The following is a 17,037-nucleotide window of genomic DNA, read 5'->3' as shown; positions in this document are numbered from 1 at the left end:
CGGCGCGCCCCCACCCGCGGGCTCGCCTGCGCCCGACGCGCTCGCCGCGGTCGTCGCCTCGGGCGGCGCGCCCGCACCGGCGGACTCGCCCCCACGCGAGCTGCTCGTCCCGGACGGCGCGGCGCCGGCGGCGGGCGGGGCGGCGACGGCTTCCTCGGCCGGGGCGACCGCGGCCTGCCCCGCCTCGGGAGCGCCGGCCTCGGCCCCGGCGGCGGCGTCGCCGTCGCTGCCGAGGACGGTCGTCTCCAGGCAGGCGACGAACTGGTTGAGGAGCTTGGCGCTCACGTCGGCCAGCACGCCCCGGCCGAACTGGGCCACCCGGCCGGTCACGGTGAGGTCGGTGACGACGCTGACGTGGGTGCCGTCGCCGTCGGGCTCGAGCGTGGCCGTGATCGTGGCCGAGGCGTTGCCCTGGCCCCTCGTCTCCCGGCCCTCGGCCCGCAGCACGGCCCGGTGGTCGGTGTCGTCCTTCTCGAGGAAGGTGGCCGCCCCCTTGTACTGGGCGGTGATCGGCCCGACCTTGACCTTGACGATGCCGCGGTACTCCTCGCCCTCGATCTCCTGGAGCTGGGCGCCGGGCATGCAGGGGGCGATGCGCTCGACGTCGGTCAGGACCGACCACGCCTGCTCGACCGGCACCCCGACGGTGAACTCGTTGGTCAGCTCCATGCCCGGAGGTCCTCCACGGTGTCGACGTCCTGCGCGTCGCCCCGGCACGGTACCTCCTCGACCGGGAAGGCCCCGGACGCCATGAGCGCCCTCGCCCCCTGGTCCCCGGCGGCCGGCAGCGCGGCCCACGTGGCCGCGGCGAGGCGGACCGGGTGGCCCCGCCGCCCGCCGTAGGTGGCGACCGCGATCGGCGCGTGCGCGGCGGCCACCGCCCGCCACGCGTCGGCCGTCACCCCCGGCTGGTCGCCGAGGCCGACGACGACGGCGTCGTGCCCGGCGTCGGCGGCGGCGGCCACGCCGGCGGCCAGCGACGTCGCCATCCCGTCGGCCCAGCGGGGGTTGTGCACCACCCGCACGCCGGCCGGCAGCACGGCCGACAGGTCGGCCGCCCCGGTGACGACGACGACCTCGTCCAGGCCGGCGCCGACCGCGGCCGCCACCGCCCGGGCGACCACCGGCCGCCCGCCGGCGTCAGCCAGCAGCTTGTGGACGGGGCCGGCGAAGCGGGTGCCGGCGCCGGCCGCGAGCACGACGGCGGCGGTCGTCACTCCCGGTGGATCGGGCCCGACGTCGTCCGCAGCGACGGCGCCGGCCGGCCGGTCCGCAGGGCGATCATCTCCGCGCAGATCGACACGGCCGTCTCCTCCGGCGTCCTCGCCCCGATGTCGAGCCCGATTGGCGCCATGACCCGGGCCAGGCCGTCGTCGCCCACCCCCTCGGCCCGCAGGCGCTCGACCCGGTCGGCGTGGGTCCGCCGCGACCCCATGGCCCCGAGGTAGCCGACCCCGGTGTCGAGCGCGGCGACGATGGCGGGCACGTCGAACTTGTGGTCGTGGGTCAGCACGCAGACGGCGTCGCGGGGGCCGAGCGTCGGGCCGACCTTCTCGAGCAGGCGCTGGGGCCAGTCCACGACGACCTCGTCGGCCATCGGGAAGCGGCGGCGGGTGGCGAACACGGGCCGGGCGTCGCACACCGTCACCCGGTAGCCGAGCACCTTCGCCACCTTCGCCAGCGCGGCCGTGAAGTCGACGGCGCCGAAGATCAGCATGTGGGGCGGCGGCGCGAACGACTCGAAGAACACGGCGACGTCCTGCTGGCGGGCCTCGCCGTGCGGCCCGTAGTGGCGGACCCCGCTGGTGCCGGCGGCCAGCTCGCCCAGCGCGTCCCGGGCGACGACCCGGTCGAGGTCCTCGTCGCCGAGCGACCCCATCGGGTCGTGGCCGGGCCGGACGAGCAGCTTCGACCCGACGTCGGGGCCGTCGATCACGGTCACCAGCGCGACCGGCTGCTCCTCGCGCAGCGCGGCCGACAGGGTCTCGAAGAGTCCCACTTACCAGTCGAGGGGCTCGACGTAGAGGTGGACCGTCCCGCCGCAGGTGAGCCCGACGGCGAACGCCTCGTCGTCGCTGAACCCGAACGTGATGACCCGCCGCTCGGCCTCGCCGGCGAGGATGGCGAGCGCCTCGGTGACCACCGCGCCCTCGACGCAGCCGCCGGACACGGACCCGGCCACCTCCCCGTCCTCGCTCACCGCCATCGCCGCGCCGGGCAGCCGGGGGCCGGACCCCTCGACGTCGACCACCCGGGCCACGGCCACCCGCTTGCCGGCCGACCGCCAGCGCTCCAGGTCGTCCAGGATCTCCCTCATCGTGCGATGACCTCCGCGAGGTGCTCGAGGGCGGCGACGGAGTGGCCCTCGACGAACTCGTCGACGTGGGGCAGGGCGGCGGCCATGCCCCTCGCCAGCGGAGCGTACCCAGGGGTCGCCTTGAGCGGGTTCACCCAGACGACCCGGTGGGCGACCCGGTGCAGGCGGGCCATCTGCTCGCCGAGCACCTCGGGCTCACCCCGGTCCCAGCCGTCGGACAGGACCACGACGACCGCGCCCCTGGCCATGCCCCGCACCCCCCAGCGGTCGTTGAACTCCCGCAGCCCCTCGCCGAGGCGGGTGCCGCCGGCCCAGTCGGCGACGGCGGCGCCGGCCCGGCCGAGGGCGGCGTCCGGGTCCCGGTTGGACAGCTCCCGGGTCAGGCGGGTGAGGCGGGTGCCGAGCGCGAACGCCTCGACCCTGGTGCGGCCGGCGACGGCGGCGTGGGCGAAGCGCAGCAGGGCCCTGGCGTAGGGCTCCATCGACCCGCTCACGTCGCACAGCAGCACCACCCGCCGGGGCCGGGTGGCCGACTCGAGGGCCCGCCGCCGCATCGGCTCGCCGCCGGCCCGCAGCGCGGCCTGCACGGTGCGGCGCAGGTCGGGCCGCCCCCGGTCCCGCTTGGAGCGCCGCTGGCGGCGGGAGCGGCGCAGGGCGCCGGCCAGCCGGATCTCGGCCATCAGCCGCCTGGCCTCGTCCAGCTCGGCCGGGGAGCAGGCGGCGAAGTCCTTGTGCCGCAGCACCTCGACGGGGCTCCAGCGCACGGCCAGCACGTCGCCCGGGTCCCGGTCGTCGTCGTCCGCGCCCTCGGCGGCCTCGTCGCCCTCGTCGTCCACGTCGAGGGCGAGGGTGACGTGCTCGGTGCGCCGGTCGTCGACGGTGGGCGGCCGCCAGCCCTGCCAGAAGGCGGCGAAGACCCGGTCGTAGACGGGCCGGTCCTCGGGCCGGTGGACGAGCGTGGCCCGGCCGGCCCAGTACACGGGCGACCGGCTCGTCATGCCGACGGCGTCCAGGGCCTCGACGAACACGACGACGTTGCCGGCCGGCACGTCGAGCCCCGCCCCCCGCAGGGCCCGGCCGAAGCCCACCGCCAGCCGGGCCGGGTCGGGGACGCCGAGGACGGTCGGGACCGGCCCCGGCGAAGCCGGCGGGCCCGGCTCAGGCGCCACGGAGGACGGCCGCCCTGACCAGGTCGCCCACCCCCCGCGTGGCCAGCCGCTCCTGGTCCTCGCGGTACTTCAGCAGGGTGCCGAGGGTCGCGCCGACCGACGCCTCGTCCAGCTCCGTGCGCCCGAGGGCGGCGAGGGCGACGGCCCAGTCGATGGTCTCGGCCACCCCGGGCGGCTTGTAGAGGCCGAGCGCCCGCACCTGCTCGACGGCCCCCGCCACCTGGCGGGCCAGCCGCTCGGGCACCTCGGGTGCCCGCAGGCGCACGATGGCGACCTCCCGCTCGAAGGACGGGTGCTCCACCCAGTGGTACAGGCACCGCCGCTTGAGCGCGTCGTGCACGTCCCGCGTGCGGTTCGAGGTGATGACGACGACGGGCGGCACGTCGGCGTGGAACGTGCCGAGCTCGGGCACCGTGACCGCGTAGTCCGAGAGGATCTCGAGCAGGAACGCCTCGAACTCGTCGTCGGCCCGGTCGACCTCGTCGATCAGCAGCACCGGCGGCGGGCCGTCCCCGGCCGTCAGCGCCCGCAGGAGCGGCCGGCGGACGAGGAACCGCTCCGAGTACAGCTCGTCCTCCAGCCGCTCCGTCCCCTCGCCGGCGGCCACCCCCGCGGCCTCGGCGGCCCGCAGGTGCAGCAGCTGGCGGGAGTAGTCCCACTCGTAGACGGCCTGGCCGACGTCGATGCCCTCGTAGCACTGGAGGCGCAGGAGCTCGCCGCCCGTCCACCGGGACAGCACCTTGGCGACCTCGGTCTTCCCCACGCCCGCCTCCCCCTCCAGCAGGAGGGGGCGGCGGAGGCGCAGGGCGAGGAAGACGGCGGTGGCGAGGCCCTCGTCGGCGAGGTACCCGTGCTCGGCGAGCGCGGCCCGAACGTCGTCGACGTTCAGCCGCCGACCTCCTCGAGGGCGCGGCGGACGAGGACCTTCGCCAGGTGGCGGCGGTACTCGGTCGAGGCGTTCAGGTCGGCCGGCGGCTCGGTGCCCTCGTCGGCCCGCTGGGCGGCGTCGGCGGCCGCCGCGCCCGAGCGCACCGCCTCCTCGACCGCGGCGGCCCGCAGCGGCGTCGAGCCCATGTTGACGAGGCCCACGCCGACATCGCCGTCCTTCACGGCGGCGACGCCGACGATGGCCCAGTCCTGCGCCCGGCGGTTGAACTTCTGGAAGCTCCACGGCGCGCCCGGCAGCTTCGGCACCCGGATCTCGGTGAGGAGCTCGTCGGGGGCGAGCGCGGTCTCGAGGAACCCGGTGAAGAACTCGTCCACCGGGATCGTCCGCTCCCCCTGCGGGCCCCTGGCCACGAGCGTCGCCCGCAGGGCCATCAGCACGGCCGGGTGGTCGGAGGCCGGGTCGCCGTGGGCGATCGAGCCGCCGATCGTCCCCCGGTGCCGCACCTGCGGGTCGCCGACCTTGGCCGTGGCCGCCGGCAGGAGCGGCACCTGCTCCTTCAGGAGGTCCGAGAACTCGACGTCGTGGTGCCGGGTGAGGGCGCCGATGGCGACGTGGTCGCCGGCGTCGCGGATGTAGCGGAGGTCGTCGAGCCGGCCGACGTCGACGAGCACGGCCGGCGTGGCCAGCCGCAGCTTCATCAGCGGGAGCAGCGAGTGGCCGCCGGCGAGCACCTTGGCGTCGTCGCCGTGCTCGGCCAGCAGCGACAGCGCCTCGTCGACCGAGACGGCCCTGACGTAGTCGAACGCTGCGGGGATCATGACGTCGGAATCCCTCCCCCGGACCCCGAGGGCCGGAACGCGGTGTCGTCGGTGGCCTCCTCGCGCGCCTCCCGCCCGTGGATGGCGGCCCACACCCGCATGGGCGCCGCCGGCATCGGGATGTCGGTGACGCCGTAGGGCGTGAGCGCGTCGACGATGGCGTTCATGACGGCGGGGGTGGAGGCGATGGTGCCGGCCTCGCCGATGCCCTTCACCCCGAGCACGTTGGTGGGGCTCGGCGTGACCGTGTGGTCGAGCTTGAAGCCGGGGAACTCGGCGGCGGTCGGCACGAGGTAGTCGGCGAGGGTCGGGTTGCGGAGCAGCCCGTCCTCGTCGTACACGGCCTCCTCGTACAGGGCCTGGGCGATCCCTTGGACGATGCCGCCGTGGATCTGGCCCTCGACGATCAGCGGGTTGACCTGGTTGCCGCAGTCGTCGACGGCCGCGTAGTCGAGCAGCTCCACGGCGCCGGTCTCGGTGTCGACCTCGACGACGGCCACGTGGGTGCCGAACGGGAACACGAAGTTGGGCGGGTCGAAGGTGACCTGGGACTCCAGGTTGGGCTCGACCCCCTCCGGCAGGTTGTGGGCGGTGAACGCCTCGAAGGCGACGGCCCCGAGGGCCATGGACCGGTCGGGCGTGCCCCGCACCCGGAACTGGCCGTCGGTGAACTCGAGGTCCTCCTCGGCCGCCTCGAGCTGGTGGGCGGCGATGGCCTTCGCCTTGTCGAGCACCTTGTCGGCGGCCATGGCGACGGCGGTGCCGCCGACGGCGAGCGACCGGGACCCGTAGGTGTCCATGCCGAGCGGGGTGATGGCGGTGTCCGAGTGGAGCACCTCGACGTCGTCGGGGCTGCACCCGAACCGGTCGGCCACGATCATCGACCACGACGTCTCGTGCCCCTGGCCGTGCGGGGTGGTGCCGGTGACGACCTGGACGACCCCGGTGGGCAGGAGGCGGACGGTGGCCGACTCCCAGCCGCCGGCCGAGTAGTTGAGCGACGCCAGCACCCGCGACGGCGCCAGGCCGCACATCTCCACGTAGGTCGAGATGCCGACCCCCAGCTGCTTCGACGAGCCGTCGGCCCGCCGCCGCTCCTGATCCTGGCGCAGCTGCTCGACGCCGACGAGCTCGAGGGCCCGGTCGAGGGTGGGCTCGTAGTTGCCGCTGTCGAACACGAGGCCGGCGGCCGACTCGTAGGGGAACTTGTCGGGCGCGATGTAGTTGCGGCGCCGGATCTCGGCCGCGTCCACGCCGACCTCGCGGGCGAGCGCGTCCATGGCCCGCTCGATGGCGTAGGTCGCCTCCGGCCGTCCGGCGCCCCGGTAGGCGTCGGTCGGCGTCTTCGTGGTGAACACCGACGTGCACCGGAACGAGTAGTTGGGCACGTCGTAGACGCCGTGGTAGAGGAACGCGCCGAGCAGCGGGATGCCCGGCGTGACCAGCTGGAGGTAGGCGCCCATGTCGGCGACGAGGTCGGCCCGCACGGCGGTGACCTTGCCGTTCTCGTCGGCGGCCAGCTCGATGTGCTGGATCTGGCCCCGGCCCTGGATGGTGGCCTGCGCGTTCTCGGTGCGGTCCTCGGTCCAGCGGATGGGCTTGCCCAGCTTCTTGGCGAGGGCGAGGGCGAGCACCTCCTCGGCGTAGACGTTCAGCTTGGAGCCGAACCCGCCGCCCACCGAGGGGGCGATCACCCGCAGCTTCTGCTCGGGCAGCCCGACGGTGATGCCGAGCATGACCTTCAGGATGTGGGGGATCTGGGTGGCCGAGTAGATCGTGAACTCGCCGCCGTGGGGCTGGGGGACGACGGCCACGCCGCGCGGCTCCATGGCGGCGGGGATCAGCCGCTGCTGGAGGTAGGTCTCCGACACCCGGTAGCGGGCGTCGGCGAAGGCCTGGTCGACGGCCGCCGCATCCGGGGTGAGCTCCCACACGTAGCTGGTGTTGGTGCCGAGGGCGTCGTGGATCACGACCCGGTCGCTCTTCGCGTCCTCCAGGTCGACGACGGCCGGCAGCTCCTCGTAGGTGACGTCGACGGCCTCGGTGGCGTCCCGCGCCGCGTAGCGGGAGTCGGCGACGACGACGGCGACGATGTCCCCCACGTAGCACGCCTTGTCCCCCGCCACCGGGTGGTGCTCGGGCGCCTTCATGTCGGCGGTCACCGGCCAGGCGCAGGGCATCGGGGCGGCCCAGGCGTCGGCCAGGTCGGCGCCGGTGAACACGTGGCGCACGCCGGGCATGGTGGCGGCGGCCGACGTGTCGACGTTCGTGATGCGGGCGTGGGCGTGGGGGCTGCGGACGAGGCCGAGCCACAGCGCGCCGGGGACGGTCAGGTCGTCGACGTAGCGGGCCTCGCCGGTGAGGAGCTCGGGGTCCTCCTTGCGGACCAGGCGGGTGCCGAGGACGCTCATGCCGGACCTCCCCCGCCGTCCTGCTCGCCCGGGCCGGCGGTGCTGCCGGCGCCGGCCGCGGCGAGGACCGCCTTGACGATGTTGTGGTAGCCGGTGCAGCGGCAGAGGTTGCCCTCGAGGCCCTCCCGCACGGTCGCCTCGTCCAGGTCGGGGTGCTCCTCCACGAGGGACACGGCCGCCATGACCATGCCCGGCGTGCAGAACCCGCACTGGAGGCCGTGGTGCTGGCGGAACGCCTCCTGCATCGGGTGGAGCTGCCCGTCGGTGGCCAGCCCCTCGATCGTGGTGATCTCCTCGCCGTCGGCCTGCACGGCGAGCACCGTGCACGACTTGACCGACTGGCCGCCGAGCAGGACCGTGCACGCCCCGCACGACGTCGTGTCGCACCCGACGTTGGTCCCGGTCAGGCCGACGACCTCGCGCAGGTAGTGGACCAGGAGCAGCCGGGGCTCGACGTCGTGCTCCTGGCGCACTCCGTTGACGGTCATGGCCACCCGCACGTGACCACCTCCTCTCGGTTGGGTGAGGCGGCCATCTTGTCGCGTCCTGGCGGGACCGTGTGGCGGCGAAATCTACAAAACCTGATCCACTTACTCGGGTATTCGCTAGGGTGCACCCATGGGTGTCCCCGAGGACGTCAAGCGGACCAGCCGGCACCTCAGGGGCCCGCTCGCCGACCAGGTGGGCGACGGCACCGACCACTTCTCCGGCGACGCCGCCCTCCTCCTCAAGTTCCACGGCATCTACCAGCAGGACGACCGGGACCGGCGCCGGGAGCGGACCCGCTCCGGCGAGGGCCCGGCCTACCGGTTCATGGTCAGGGCCAGCGTGCCCGGCGGGGCCCTCTCGGCCGGGCAGTGGCTGGCCATGGACGACCTGGCCGGCGAGGTCGGCGGCGGCGCCCTCCGGGTCACGACCCGCCAGGGCGTCCAGTGGCACGGCGTCGGCAAGGGCGACCTGCGGCCGCTGCTCGGCGCCCTCCACCGCCACCTCGTCACCACGCTCGGGGCCTGCGGCGACGTCGTCCGCAACGTCGCCTGCTGCCCCGCCCCCCTCGACGACCGCCGCCAGGACGACCTGCTCGCCCTGGCCCGCCGGCTGGCCGCCCGCTTCCGGCCCCGCACCGGCGCCTGGTTCGAGGTGTGGGTGGACGGCGAGCGGGCGGTGACGGCCGAGGCGCCGGCCGCCGAGGAGCCGTTCTACGGCGACGCCTACCTGCCGAGAAAGTTCAAGGTCGGCGTCGCCTGGCCGGGCGACAACTGCATCGACGTCTACAGCCAGGACGTCGGGCTGGTGCCGGTCGACGGCGGGTTCGTCGTCCTCGTCGGGGGCGGGCTCGGGATGAGCCACGCCAGGGAGGAGGACACGTTCCCCCGCCTGGCCACCCCGCTCGGCTGGTGCGACGGCGGGGCCGTCGAGGACGTGGTCGAGGCCGTCGTCGCCGTCCACCGCGACCACGGCAACCGGGAGGACCGGCACCGGGCCCGGCTGAAGTACGTGCTGGCCGAGCGGGGCGAGGCCTGGTTCCGGCGGGCCGTCGAGGAGCGGCTGCCCGCCGGCACGGCGTTGGCCGACGCCCCGCCCCTCCCGCCATGGACGGGCGCCGACGAGCACCTCGGCTGGCACGGGCAGGCCGACGGGCGCTGGTTCCTCGGCGTCCACGTCGACAGCGGGCGGGTGCACGGCCCGGTCCGGGACGCGCTGCGCGAGGCGGTCACCCGGTATGCGCCCGAGGTGCGGCTCACCCCCCGCCAGGACGTGCTGCTGTGCGGGGTCGCCGGCCGGGACCGCCGGGCCGTCGAGGCGGTGCTGCGCGCCCACGGCGTGCCCCTCGCGGAGGAGCTGCCGCCGGTGCGGCGCCTGGCCGTCGCCTGCCCGGCCCTGCCGACCTGCGGGCAGGCCCTGGCCGAGGCCGAGCGGGTGCTGCCCGGCGTGGTCGAGGCCGTCGAGGCCGAGCTGGCCGCGGCGGGCGAGGCCGGGCAGGCGGTGCGGGTCCACGTGACCGGCTGCCCCAACGGCTGCGCCCGCCCCTACACGGCCGAGATCGGCGTCGTCGGCCGGACGAAGACGAGGTACGACGTGTGGGTCGGCGGGTCGACCGGCGGCGAGCGCCTGGCCCGCCGCCTCGCCACCGGCGTCCCCCTCGCCGACCTCGGACCGGCGCTGCGCCCGGTCGTCGAGCGCTGGCGGGACGAGCGCCAGCCCGGCGAGGGGATCGGCGACTTCTGCCACCGCGCCGCGCTGGGCGAGCCGCTGGCGTCGGCCGAGCGCGAATCGGTGCCGGCGTGACCGCGGGCGTGCGGCTGTCCGACGCCGACCTGGCCGCCCGGTCGTCGGCCTTCGAGGACCTGGCCGCCTCCGGGGCGGGCCCCGAGGAGGTGGCGCTGGCCGTCCTTTCGTGGGGGGTCGAGGCGTTCGGCGACGCCCTGTGCGTCACGTCGTCGATGACCGACGCCGTGATGGTCGACCTCGCCACCAGGGTCGACCCGTCGGTCGAGGTCGTGTTCGTCGACACCGACTACCACTTCGACGAGACGTGGGAGACGGTCCACCACGTGCTCCGCCGCTACCGGCCGGCGCTGCGGATCGTCGGCAGCGGCCTGCCGGCCGACGACCTGTGGCGCACCGACCCGGACGCCTGCTGCGCCCGCCGGAAGGTGGCCCCGCTCGAGCGGGTGCTGGCCGGCCGGGAGGCGTGGGCCACCGGCCTGCGCCGGGCCGACGGGGCGACCAGGGCGGCGACCCCCTACGTGGCCAGGGACCGGCGGGGCCTCGTGAAGCTGGCGCCGCTGGCCGCCTGGTCCGACGCCGACGTGCAGGGCTACGTGCTGCGCCGGGACGTGCCGGTCAACCCGCTGGTCGGGCAGGGCTACCCGTCGGTGGGGTGCTGGCCGTGCACCCGCCGGCCGGTCGACGGCGACCCCCGGTCGGGCCGCTGGGCCGGGACCGGCAAGGTCGAGTGCGGGCTGCACTTCCCGTGAGCGGGGCCGTGGCATCGGCGGCGCGGGGCCGTCGGTGACGCCGGCGCTCTACCCGGTCGGCCTCGTGGTCGACGGGCGGCCGTGCCTGGTCGTCGGGGGCGGGCCGGTCGCGGCCCGCAAGGCGGCCGGGCTGGTGGCCTGCGGGGCGGTCGTGACCGTCGTGGCGCCGGCCGTCGTGCCCGCCGTCGAGGCGCTGGGCGTGGCCGTCGAGCGCCGGGCCTACCGGCGGGGCGAGGCCGCCGGCTACCGGCTGGTCGTCACCGCCACCGGCGACCCCGAGGTGGACCAGGCCGTGTTCGACGACGCCGAGGCCGCCGGCGTGTGGGCCAACAGCGCCGACGACCCGGGCCGGTGCTCGTTCACCCTGCCCGCCGTCGCCCGGCGGGGGCCGGTGACGGTGGCGGTGGCGACCGACGGCACCGCGCCGGCGCTGGCCGCCTGGTTGCGGGACCGGCTGGCCGCCGCCCTGCCCGCCGACGTCGAGGCCCTGGCCGCGGCGCTGGCCGCGGCGAGGGCCGAGCTGCGGGCCGCCGTCGGCACGAGCGAGGGGCTCGACTGGCCGGCGCTGATCGACCGCCTGGCCGGCGTCGCCCGGGCCGAGGGCGGTCCGCGCACCGCCGAGGCCGGTCCGGCGCCGATCGGGGGGCTCACCGGCGCTGCCCGGGCCGAGGCCGGTGCGGCGCCGGCCGGCGGCCTGGCCGGCGTGGCCCGAGCCGAGGCCGATCCCGCGCTGGTCGACGGCCTGGCCGGGGCGGCCGGGGGCGGTGCGGCGCCGGAGCCGGGCGGCGGGCTGGCGGGCGTGTCGTGACCGTCCACCTGGTCGGGGCCGGCCCCGGCGACCCCGACCTGCTCACCGTCCGGGCCGCTCGCTTGCTCGCGGCGGCCGACGTCGTCGTCCACGACCGGCTGGCCGCCCTGGCGACGGCGCTGGCCCGCCCCGGCGCCGAGCTGGTCGACGTGGGCAAGGCGCCCGGCGGCCGGGCGGTCCCCCAGGACGCCATCGACGGGCTGCTGGTCGACCTCGGCCGGTCGGGCCGGGAGGTCGTGCGCCTGAAGGGCGGCGACCCGTTCCTGTTCGGCCGGGGCGGCGAGGAGGCGCTGGCCCTGGCCCGGGCCGGCGTGCCCTTCACGGTGGTGCCCGGCGTGACGTCGGCGTTCGCCGCGCCGGCGGCGGCGGGCATCCCGGTGACCCACCGGGGCCTGTCGGCGGCCGTCACCGTGGTCACCGGCCACCGGGCCGGCGACGGGGCGACCGACTGGGACGCCGTCGCCCGCCTGGGCGGTACGGTCGTCGTCCTGATGGGGGTGGCGACGAGGGGGGCCATCGCCGACCGGCTGGTGGCGGCGGGGATGGACCCGGCCACGCCGGTGGCCGCCGTCCGCTGGGGCACCCGGCCCGACCAGGAGGTGCTGCGGTGCCGCCTCGACGAGCTGGGCGCGGCACCGGTCGAGGCCCCGAGCGCCATCGTCGTCGGCGCCGTCGCCGCCCTCGACCTCGGCGCCCTGGCCCCGCTCGCCGCCGCCCGTGGCTGACCCGGGGCACGCCGGCGAGCGCTGATGGCGGCCTCGCCGCCGCGGTCTCCGAGCTGGTCGGGGCGCCGGCGACGCTCGTGGCCCGCCTGCCCTCCCACGGCCGGTCCACCGTCGCCCGGCTGCGGGTCGGCGGCGGCACGGTCGTGGCCAAGCGGGCCGCCGACCCGGCCGCCCTCGCCAACGAGGTCGAGGCCCTCCGCCTCCTGCCTCCCGCCCTCCGGCCGGCCCTCGTCGCCGCGGGCGGCGGCGTGGTCGTCACCGAGGACCTCGGCCCCGGCCCGTCGCTGGCCGACCTGCTGCTGGGCGACGACCGGGCGGCGGCCGAGCGGGGCGTCCACGCCTGGGCCGGCGGCCTCGGGCGCCTGCTGGCCGCCACCCTGCGGCCCGGGGCGCCGCCCGAGCCGGTGGCGTTCGGTTCGGGACCGGCCGAGCTTGCGGCGCTGGCCGGCGACCTCGGCGTGGCCGTCCCGCCCGGCGTGGACGACGACGTCGCCCGCCTGGCCTCGACGCTGTCGGCGCCGTCGCCGTGGCTGGCCTTCGGCCCCGGCGACACGTGCCCGGACAACAACCGGGTCGCCGTCGACTCGGTCCGCTTCTTCGACTTCGAGGGCGCCGGCTGGCGCCACGCCGCCCTGGAGGCGGCCTACGGCCGGGCCCCGTTCTGCACGTGCTGGTGCGTCGCCGCCCTGCCGCCGGCCACCCTGGCGTCGATGGAGGCCGAGCTGCTGGCCGCCCTCGACCCGCCGTCGCCCGAGGCCTTCTCGGCCACGATCGGGCCGGCGGCCGTGTCGTTCACGGTGCTGACGGCCGGCGCCTTCCGGCGCTTCGTGGTCGCCGGCGCGCCGGTCGGCCCGGCCGGGCGCACGCCCTGCGACGGTCGCCAGTACGTGGTCGCCCGGCTGCGCGCCGTCGAGGCCGAGGCCGACCGCCTGCCGGCGCTGGCCGCCCTGGCCGCCCGGCTCCGGGAGGCGATCGTCGCCCGCTGGCCGTCCGCCGCCGCGCTACCCGCCTACCCCGCCTTCCGCTGACCCCTCGCCCGGGCCGGGCTCGTGGCGGACGACGTCGGCGAGGCGGCCGGTGTCCACGTCGTAGAGCAGCCCGCCGATCGCCCGCACGCCGCCGAGGAACGGGGTCTGGGCGAGCCGCGCCACGTCCTCCCGGAGCGCCGCGGCGTGGTCGTCGATCGGCAGGAAGGCGAGGTCGGCGCCGGTCAGCCGGCGCAGCTCCTCGTCGGTCACCCCGGCCAGGCCGCACCTCGTGTGCTGGATGACGACGACCGTGTCGACGCCGAGCACGTGGGTGGACAGGGCGAGGCTGCGCAGCACGTCGTCGGTGACCCGGCCGCCGGCGTTGCGGATCACGTGCGCGTCGCCGAGGTCGAGCCCGAGGACGGCGAGCGCGTCGATGCGGGCGTCCATGCAGGTGACGACGGCGATCCCGCGGGCGGGGCGGGCCTCGGTCACGGTCGGCGGGGTCGCCGCGTACGCCTCGTTGGCGGCCAGCAGGCCGTCGATCCCGCTCACGCGGCCGCCGCCTCGAAGCGGAACCGGGTGGCGTCGGCGCCGAGGTCGGTCCAGGCCAGCACCCTGGCCGGAACCAGCGCCCACACGCCGCCGAGGTAGACCGAGGCCGGCACGGCGTGCCCGTACTTCTCCCGGGACGCGGCGGCCAGCCGCTCGGCCAGCTCCTCGGACGGCCGCACCAGCTCGCAGGTGCCCTCGACGATCACGGCCGACACGGCGTCCTCCAGGTGGACGGCGGCCCGGGGGTCGGCGAGCAGGTTGCGGTGCCGCACCGACGTCGGGCTGCCGCCGAACCACCAGCGGCCGTCGAGCCACAGGCCGTCGAAGGGGACGACGTGCGGGCGGCCGTCGGGGCGGACGGTGGCCAGCCAGTAGTGGCGGGCGTCGGCCAGGCGGGCGGCGACGGCGTCCCAGTCGAGCAGGCGGGACGGCGTGCCGTAGCCCGGCGGCAGGGTCAGCTGCTCGGCACGGGGGGCGGGGGGCATCCTCCTATCGTGGCGCGGTGGAGGAGGACCGGGCGCCAGGCGAGTTGCTCGACGCCGTGGCCAAGGGCGACCGGGACCGCCTCCGGCTGCTCCTGCACCCGTACCTGCGGTGGACGACGGCCGACGGCCGCACGGTGACGGGCCGCACGAACGTGCTCGCCCTGCTCGACGACCGCCCGCCGGCCGCCCCGCCCCTGTCCCACGAGCTGCGGGACGGCCAGGTCTACCGCTGGGTCGAGGCCTGACCGATCGCCCGCCACACCCGCTCGGCGGTGGCGGGGAGGTCGACGTGGGTGACGCCGAGGTGGGAGAGGGCGTCGATCACGGCCGACTGGATCGCCGGGGTGGCCCCGATCGTGCCCGACTCGCCGATCCCCTTGGCGCCGAGCGGGTTGACCGGCGTGGGCGTCTCCATGGGGACGAGCTCGAAGCTCGGCAGCTCGACGGCGGTCGGCATGCCGTAGTCGGCCAGGTTGGCGGTCAGCGGGTTGCCGTCGGCGTCGTAGCGGACCTCCTCGAGCAGGGCCTGGGCCGCGCCCTGGGCGATCCCGCCGTGGCGCTGGCCCTCGACCAGCAGCGGGTTGAGGATGCGCCCGGCGTCGTCCACCGCCACCAGCCGCAGCAGCTCCACCCGGCCGGTCTCGGTGTCGACCTCGACGACGGCGACGTGGACGCCGAACGGGAACGTCGGCTGGGGCGCCTTGAAGTCGGCCGCCGCCTCCAGCCCGCCGCCGGCGGCCACGTCGGACCAGCCGACCGCCCTGGCCGGGGTGCCGGCCACGTGGAAGCGGCCGGCCTCGCGGTCGAGGACGACGTCCTCCACGCTGGCCTCGAGCAGGTCGGCGGCCCTGGCCCGCGCCAGGTCGACCAGCTCCACGGCCGCCTGGCGGACGGCGGACCCGCCGAGCTGGAGCGACCGGGACCCCATCGTGCCCCCGCCCCTCGGCACGTCGTCGGTGTCGCCCCAGCGGACCTCGAGGGCGTCGAGGTCGACGCCCAGCTCGTCGGCGGCGATCATGGCGAAGGCGGTGGCGTGGCCCTGCCCGTGGGGCGAGACGCCGGTGTGCACGCTGACGGCGCCGTCCGGGGCCACCTCCACCCGGCCGTACTCCTCGCCGGCGCTCGGGCCGGCCGTGACCTCGACGTAGGCGGCGACCCCGATGCCGAGCGCCACCGGGTCCCCCGCCGCCCGCCGGTCGGCCTGCTCGGCCCGCAGCTTGTCGTACCCGGCGGCGTCGAGGGCGAGGTCGAGGGCCCGCTCGTACTCGCCGTTGTCGTAGGTCGTCCCCGTCGGCGTCGTGAACGGGAACGCCTCGGGGCGCACGAGGTTGCGGCGCCGCACGTCGACCGGGTCGGCGCCGATCTCGGCCGCGAACCGGTCGACGGCCCGCTCGATGGCCGCCGTCGCCTCCGGCCGCCCGGCGCCGCGGTAGGCGACGATCGGGGTGGTGTTGGTGACGACGCTGCGGGACCGGAACCACACCTTCGGGATGGCGTAGACCCCGCTCGCCATCATGCGGGTCAGCGACGGGAGGAACGTGCCGACGTCCGGGTAGGCGCCCGCGTCCTGGAGCACGTCCAGCCGGTAGGCGAGGATCGTGCCGTCCCGCCGGCCGCCGATGGCCACGTCCTGCACCTGGGCCCGGCCGTGGCCCATGGCGACGAGGTTCTCCGAGCGGCCCTCGACCCAGCGCACCGGCCGGCCGACCAGCCGGGCCAGCCACGGGAGCAGCAGCTCGTCGGGGGAGCCGCTGATCTTCGCCCCGAACCCGCCGCCGACGTCGGGGGCGACCACCCGCACCTGCGACTCGTCGAGGCCGTAGCGCTCCACGAGGTCGCTCTTCATGAAGTGGGCGGCCTGGGTGGAGGAGAAGTGGACGAGGCGCCCGCCGTCCCACGCGGCGGCGGCGGCCCGGCCCTCCAGCGGGACCGGCGCCACCCGCTGGTTCACGGTGCGGAAGCGGACGACGACGTCGCACCCCTCGAACAGGTCGTCGTCGGGGCGGGGCCGGCCATCGATGGCGAGGTTGGTGCCGGCCTCGGGGAACAGGAGGACCGTGTCGGTGGCGGCCTCGACGGGGTCGACGACGACGGGCAGCGGGTCGTAGTCGACGACGACGAGGTCGGCGGCGTCGGCCGCGGCCGTGGCGTCCTCGGCCACGATGGCCACGACGGGCTCGCCGACGAACCGCACCGTCCCGGTGGCCAGCCAGGGCCGGGCCATCGGCGCCTTGGGCCGGCCCGGCGGCACCGGCAGGTCGACGTCGGCCGCCGTCACGACGGCCAGCACCCCCGGCGCCGCCCTGGCCTCGTCGACGTCCACGCCGGCGATGCGGGCGTGGGCCGCCGTCGAGCGGACGAACGCGACGGTGGCCGCCCCGGACAGCAGCGGGTGGTCGAGGTCGGCCAGGTAGGCGGCCTCGCCGCGGAGGAATCGGGGGTCCTCGCGACGCTCGACCCTGGTGCCCATGACGCTCACGGGCCGACCCTACCGGGGCGCGACTAGGGGGCCGGGACGGTGGTCGGCGGGGCGGGGGGCGCGGTCGTCGCCGGCGACAGGCGGTCGGCGAGGCGCCCGAACGGCCAGGCGTCGGGGAGGTGCACGGCCGGCGGCGGGGGCGGGAGGATGGCGTAGGCCTCCTCGCCGGGGCGGACGAGGCCGTAGTCCCGGCGGGCCACGGCCTCGATCTCCTCGGGGGTCCTCAGCTCCTCGACCCGCCGCTCGAGCGCCTCGTTCCCGGCCGTGAGCACCGCCAGGCGCTCCCTCGCCTGGTCGGCGGCCGCCCGCTGGGCCAGGTAGGTCCTCGTCGGGAACACGAAGCCGAACAGGGCGCCGACCAGCGCCACCGACACGACCAGCCCCCACACGGCCTGGCGGACGCGGCTGCGCGACCGGGCCCGCCGCCGCGGC

General features: G+C 76.8%; 19 protein-coding genes. 6 read left to right on the top strand and 13 right to left on the bottom strand.

Features of this window, described 5'->3' with window-relative positions:
• The 9 genes from VGB14_10465 to VGB14_10425 all read right to left on the bottom strand — a co-directional run.
• The coding region (locus VGB14_10465; protein ID HEX9993340.1) for an SRPBCC family protein at positions 1-669 on the bottom strand (669 nt) is incomplete at its 3' end.
• On the bottom strand, positions 660-1,217 hold the full coding sequence (locus tag VGB14_10460; protein ID HEX9993339.1) for an NTP transferase domain-containing protein: 558 nt from the start codon (positions 1,215-1,217) through the stop codon (positions 660-662). The genes VGB14_10460 and VGB14_10465, both read right to left, overlap by 10 nt.
• Positions 1,214-1,999, bottom strand: coding sequence for an XdhC/CoxI family protein (locus VGB14_10455; GenBank protein ID HEX9993338.1), 786 nt, complete (start codon positions 1,997-1,999; stop codon positions 1,214-1,216). Before VGB14_10455 ends, VGB14_10460 begins: the two co-directional genes overlap by 4 nt.
• On the bottom strand, positions 2,000-2,317 hold the full coding sequence (locus VGB14_10450) for an XdhC family protein (GenBank protein HEX9993337.1): 318 nt from the start codon (positions 2,315-2,317) through the stop codon (positions 2,000-2,002).
• The gene (locus tag VGB14_10445) at positions 2,314-3,486 is read right to left on the bottom strand and encodes a VWA domain-containing protein (GenBank protein HEX9993336.1); all 1,173 of its coding nucleotides are present in this window, start codon (positions 3,484-3,486) and stop codon (positions 2,314-2,316) included. Before VGB14_10445 ends, VGB14_10450 begins: the two co-directional genes overlap by 4 nt.
• Positions 3,476-4,375 (bottom strand): MoxR family ATPase, encoded by a 900-nt coding sequence (locus tag VGB14_10440; protein ID HEX9993335.1) that lies wholly within the window; start codon positions 4,373-4,375, stop codon positions 3,476-3,478. The genes VGB14_10445 and VGB14_10440 overlap by 11 nt, the downstream gene beginning before the upstream one ends.
• Entirely contained in the window at positions 4,372-5,193 is an 822-nt protein-coding gene (locus VGB14_10435; protein ID HEX9993334.1) for a xanthine dehydrogenase family protein subunit M, read from the bottom strand. The genes VGB14_10440 and VGB14_10435 overlap by 4 nt, the downstream gene beginning before the upstream one ends.
• Entirely contained in the window at positions 5,190-7,604 is a 2,415-nt protein-coding gene (locus VGB14_10430; GenBank protein HEX9993333.1) for a xanthine dehydrogenase family protein molybdopterin-binding subunit, read from the bottom strand. The genes VGB14_10435 and VGB14_10430 overlap by 4 nt, the downstream gene beginning before the upstream one ends.
• The gene (locus tag VGB14_10425; protein ID HEX9993332.1) at positions 7,601-8,104 is read right to left on the bottom strand and encodes a (2Fe-2S)-binding protein; all 504 of its coding nucleotides are present in this window, start codon (positions 8,102-8,104) and stop codon (positions 7,601-7,603) included. Before VGB14_10425 ends, VGB14_10430 begins: the two co-directional genes overlap by 4 nt.
• Before the next feature lie 118 nt (positions 8,105-8,222).
• Here VGB14_10425 and VGB14_10420 point away from each other — a divergent pair, with 118 nt between their 5' ends.
• The 5 genes from VGB14_10420 to VGB14_10400 all read left to right on the top strand — a co-directional run bounded on the left by VGB14_10420 (position 8,223) and on the right by VGB14_10400 (position 13,146).
• On the top strand, positions 8,223-9,893 hold the full coding sequence (locus VGB14_10420) for an NADPH-dependent assimilatory sulfite reductase hemoprotein subunit (protein HEX9993331.1): 1,671 nt from the start codon (positions 8,223-8,225) through the stop codon (positions 9,891-9,893).
• The gene (locus VGB14_10415; GenBank protein ID HEX9993330.1) at positions 9,890-10,585 is read left to right on the top strand and encodes a phosphoadenylyl-sulfate reductase; all 696 of its coding nucleotides are present in this window, start codon (positions 9,890-9,892) and stop codon (positions 10,583-10,585) included. The genes VGB14_10420 and VGB14_10415 overlap by 4 nt, the downstream gene beginning before the upstream one ends.
• 34 nt (positions 10,586-10,619) lie before the next feature.
• A complete protein-coding gene (locus VGB14_10410) occupies positions 10,620-11,393 on the top strand; it encodes a bifunctional precorrin-2 dehydrogenase/sirohydrochlorin ferrochelatase (protein ID HEX9993329.1) in 774 nt (257 codons plus the stop codon).
• Complete coding sequence (gene cobA / locus VGB14_10405; protein ID HEX9993328.1) at positions 11,390-12,118, top strand: uroporphyrinogen-III C-methyltransferase; 729 nt, start codon at positions 11,390-11,392, stop codon at positions 12,116-12,118. The genes VGB14_10410 and cobA overlap by 4 nt, the downstream gene beginning before the upstream one ends.
• A gap of 77 nt (positions 12,119-12,195) precedes the next feature.
• Entirely contained in the window at positions 12,196-13,146 is a 951-nt protein-coding gene (locus VGB14_10400) for a hypothetical protein (protein HEX9993327.1), read from the top strand.
• Here VGB14_10400 and VGB14_10395 read toward each other — a convergent pair.
• Together VGB14_10395 and VGB14_10390 are read right to left on the bottom strand one after the other, a co-directional pair.
• Positions 13,120-13,641, bottom strand: coding sequence for a carbonic anhydrase (locus VGB14_10395; protein HEX9993326.1), 522 nt, complete (start codon positions 13,639-13,641; stop codon positions 13,120-13,122). The genes VGB14_10400 and VGB14_10395 overlap by 27 nt on opposite strands.
• Entirely contained in the window at positions 13,638-14,126 is a 489-nt protein-coding gene (locus VGB14_10390; GenBank protein ID HEX9993325.1) for a pyridoxamine 5'-phosphate oxidase family protein, read from the bottom strand. Before VGB14_10390 ends, VGB14_10395 begins: the two co-directional genes overlap by 4 nt.
• A 17-nt stretch (positions 14,127-14,143) precedes the next feature.
• On the opposite strand from VGB14_10390, the gene VGB14_10385 reads away from it, so the two are divergent.
• Positions 14,144-14,371: a hypothetical protein gene (locus VGB14_10385; protein ID HEX9993324.1), complete on the top strand. Its 228-nt coding sequence runs from the start codon at positions 14,144-14,146 to the stop codon at positions 14,369-14,371.
• On the opposite strand, the gene VGB14_10380 is transcribed toward VGB14_10385, so the two are convergent.
• A complete protein-coding gene (locus VGB14_10380) occupies positions 14,350-16,596 on the bottom strand; it encodes a xanthine dehydrogenase family protein molybdopterin-binding subunit (GenBank protein HEX9993323.1) in 2,247 nt (748 codons plus the stop codon). The genes VGB14_10385 and VGB14_10380 overlap by 22 nt on opposite strands.
• Positions 16,597-16,628: 32 nt before the next feature.
• Positions 16,629-17,037: septum formation initiator family protein (locus VGB14_10375; GenBank protein HEX9993322.1), on the bottom strand; the 409-nt coding region annotated here is incomplete at its 5' end.

The sequence above is a fragment of the Acidimicrobiales bacterium genome (assembly GCA_036399815.1).
In the GTDB taxonomy this organism is placed as follows: Bacteria; Actinomycetota; Acidimicrobiia; order Acidimicrobiales; family DASWMK01; genus DASWMK01.
Note: the sequence above shows the minus strand (reverse complement) of the source record. Positions and strands in the feature narration are given on the sequence as shown.

Coding starts and splice junctions, on each gene's coding strand:
- VGB14_10450 (HEX9993337.1), bottom strand. CDS start 2,317: ATGAGGGAGATCCTGGACGACCTGGAGCGCTGGCGGTCGGCCGGCAAG.
- VGB14_10435 (HEX9993334.1), bottom strand. CDS start 5,193: ATGATCCCCGCAGCGTTCGACTACGTCAGGGCCGTCTCGGTCGACGAG.
- VGB14_10430 (HEX9993333.1), bottom strand. CDS start 7,604: ATGAGCGTCCTCGGCACCCGCCTGGTCCGCAAGGAGGACCCCGAGCTC.
- VGB14_10420 (HEX9993331.1), top strand. CDS start 8,223: ATGGGTGTCCCCGAGGACGTCAAGCGGACCAGCCGGCACCTCAGGGGC.
- VGB14_10390 (HEX9993325.1), bottom strand. CDS start 14,126: ATGCCCCCCGCCCCCCGTGCCGAGCAGCTGACCCTGCCGCCGGGCTAC.
- VGB14_10380 (HEX9993323.1), bottom strand. CDS start 16,596: ATGGGCACCAGGGTCGAGCGTCGCGAGGACCCCCGATTCCTCCGCGGC.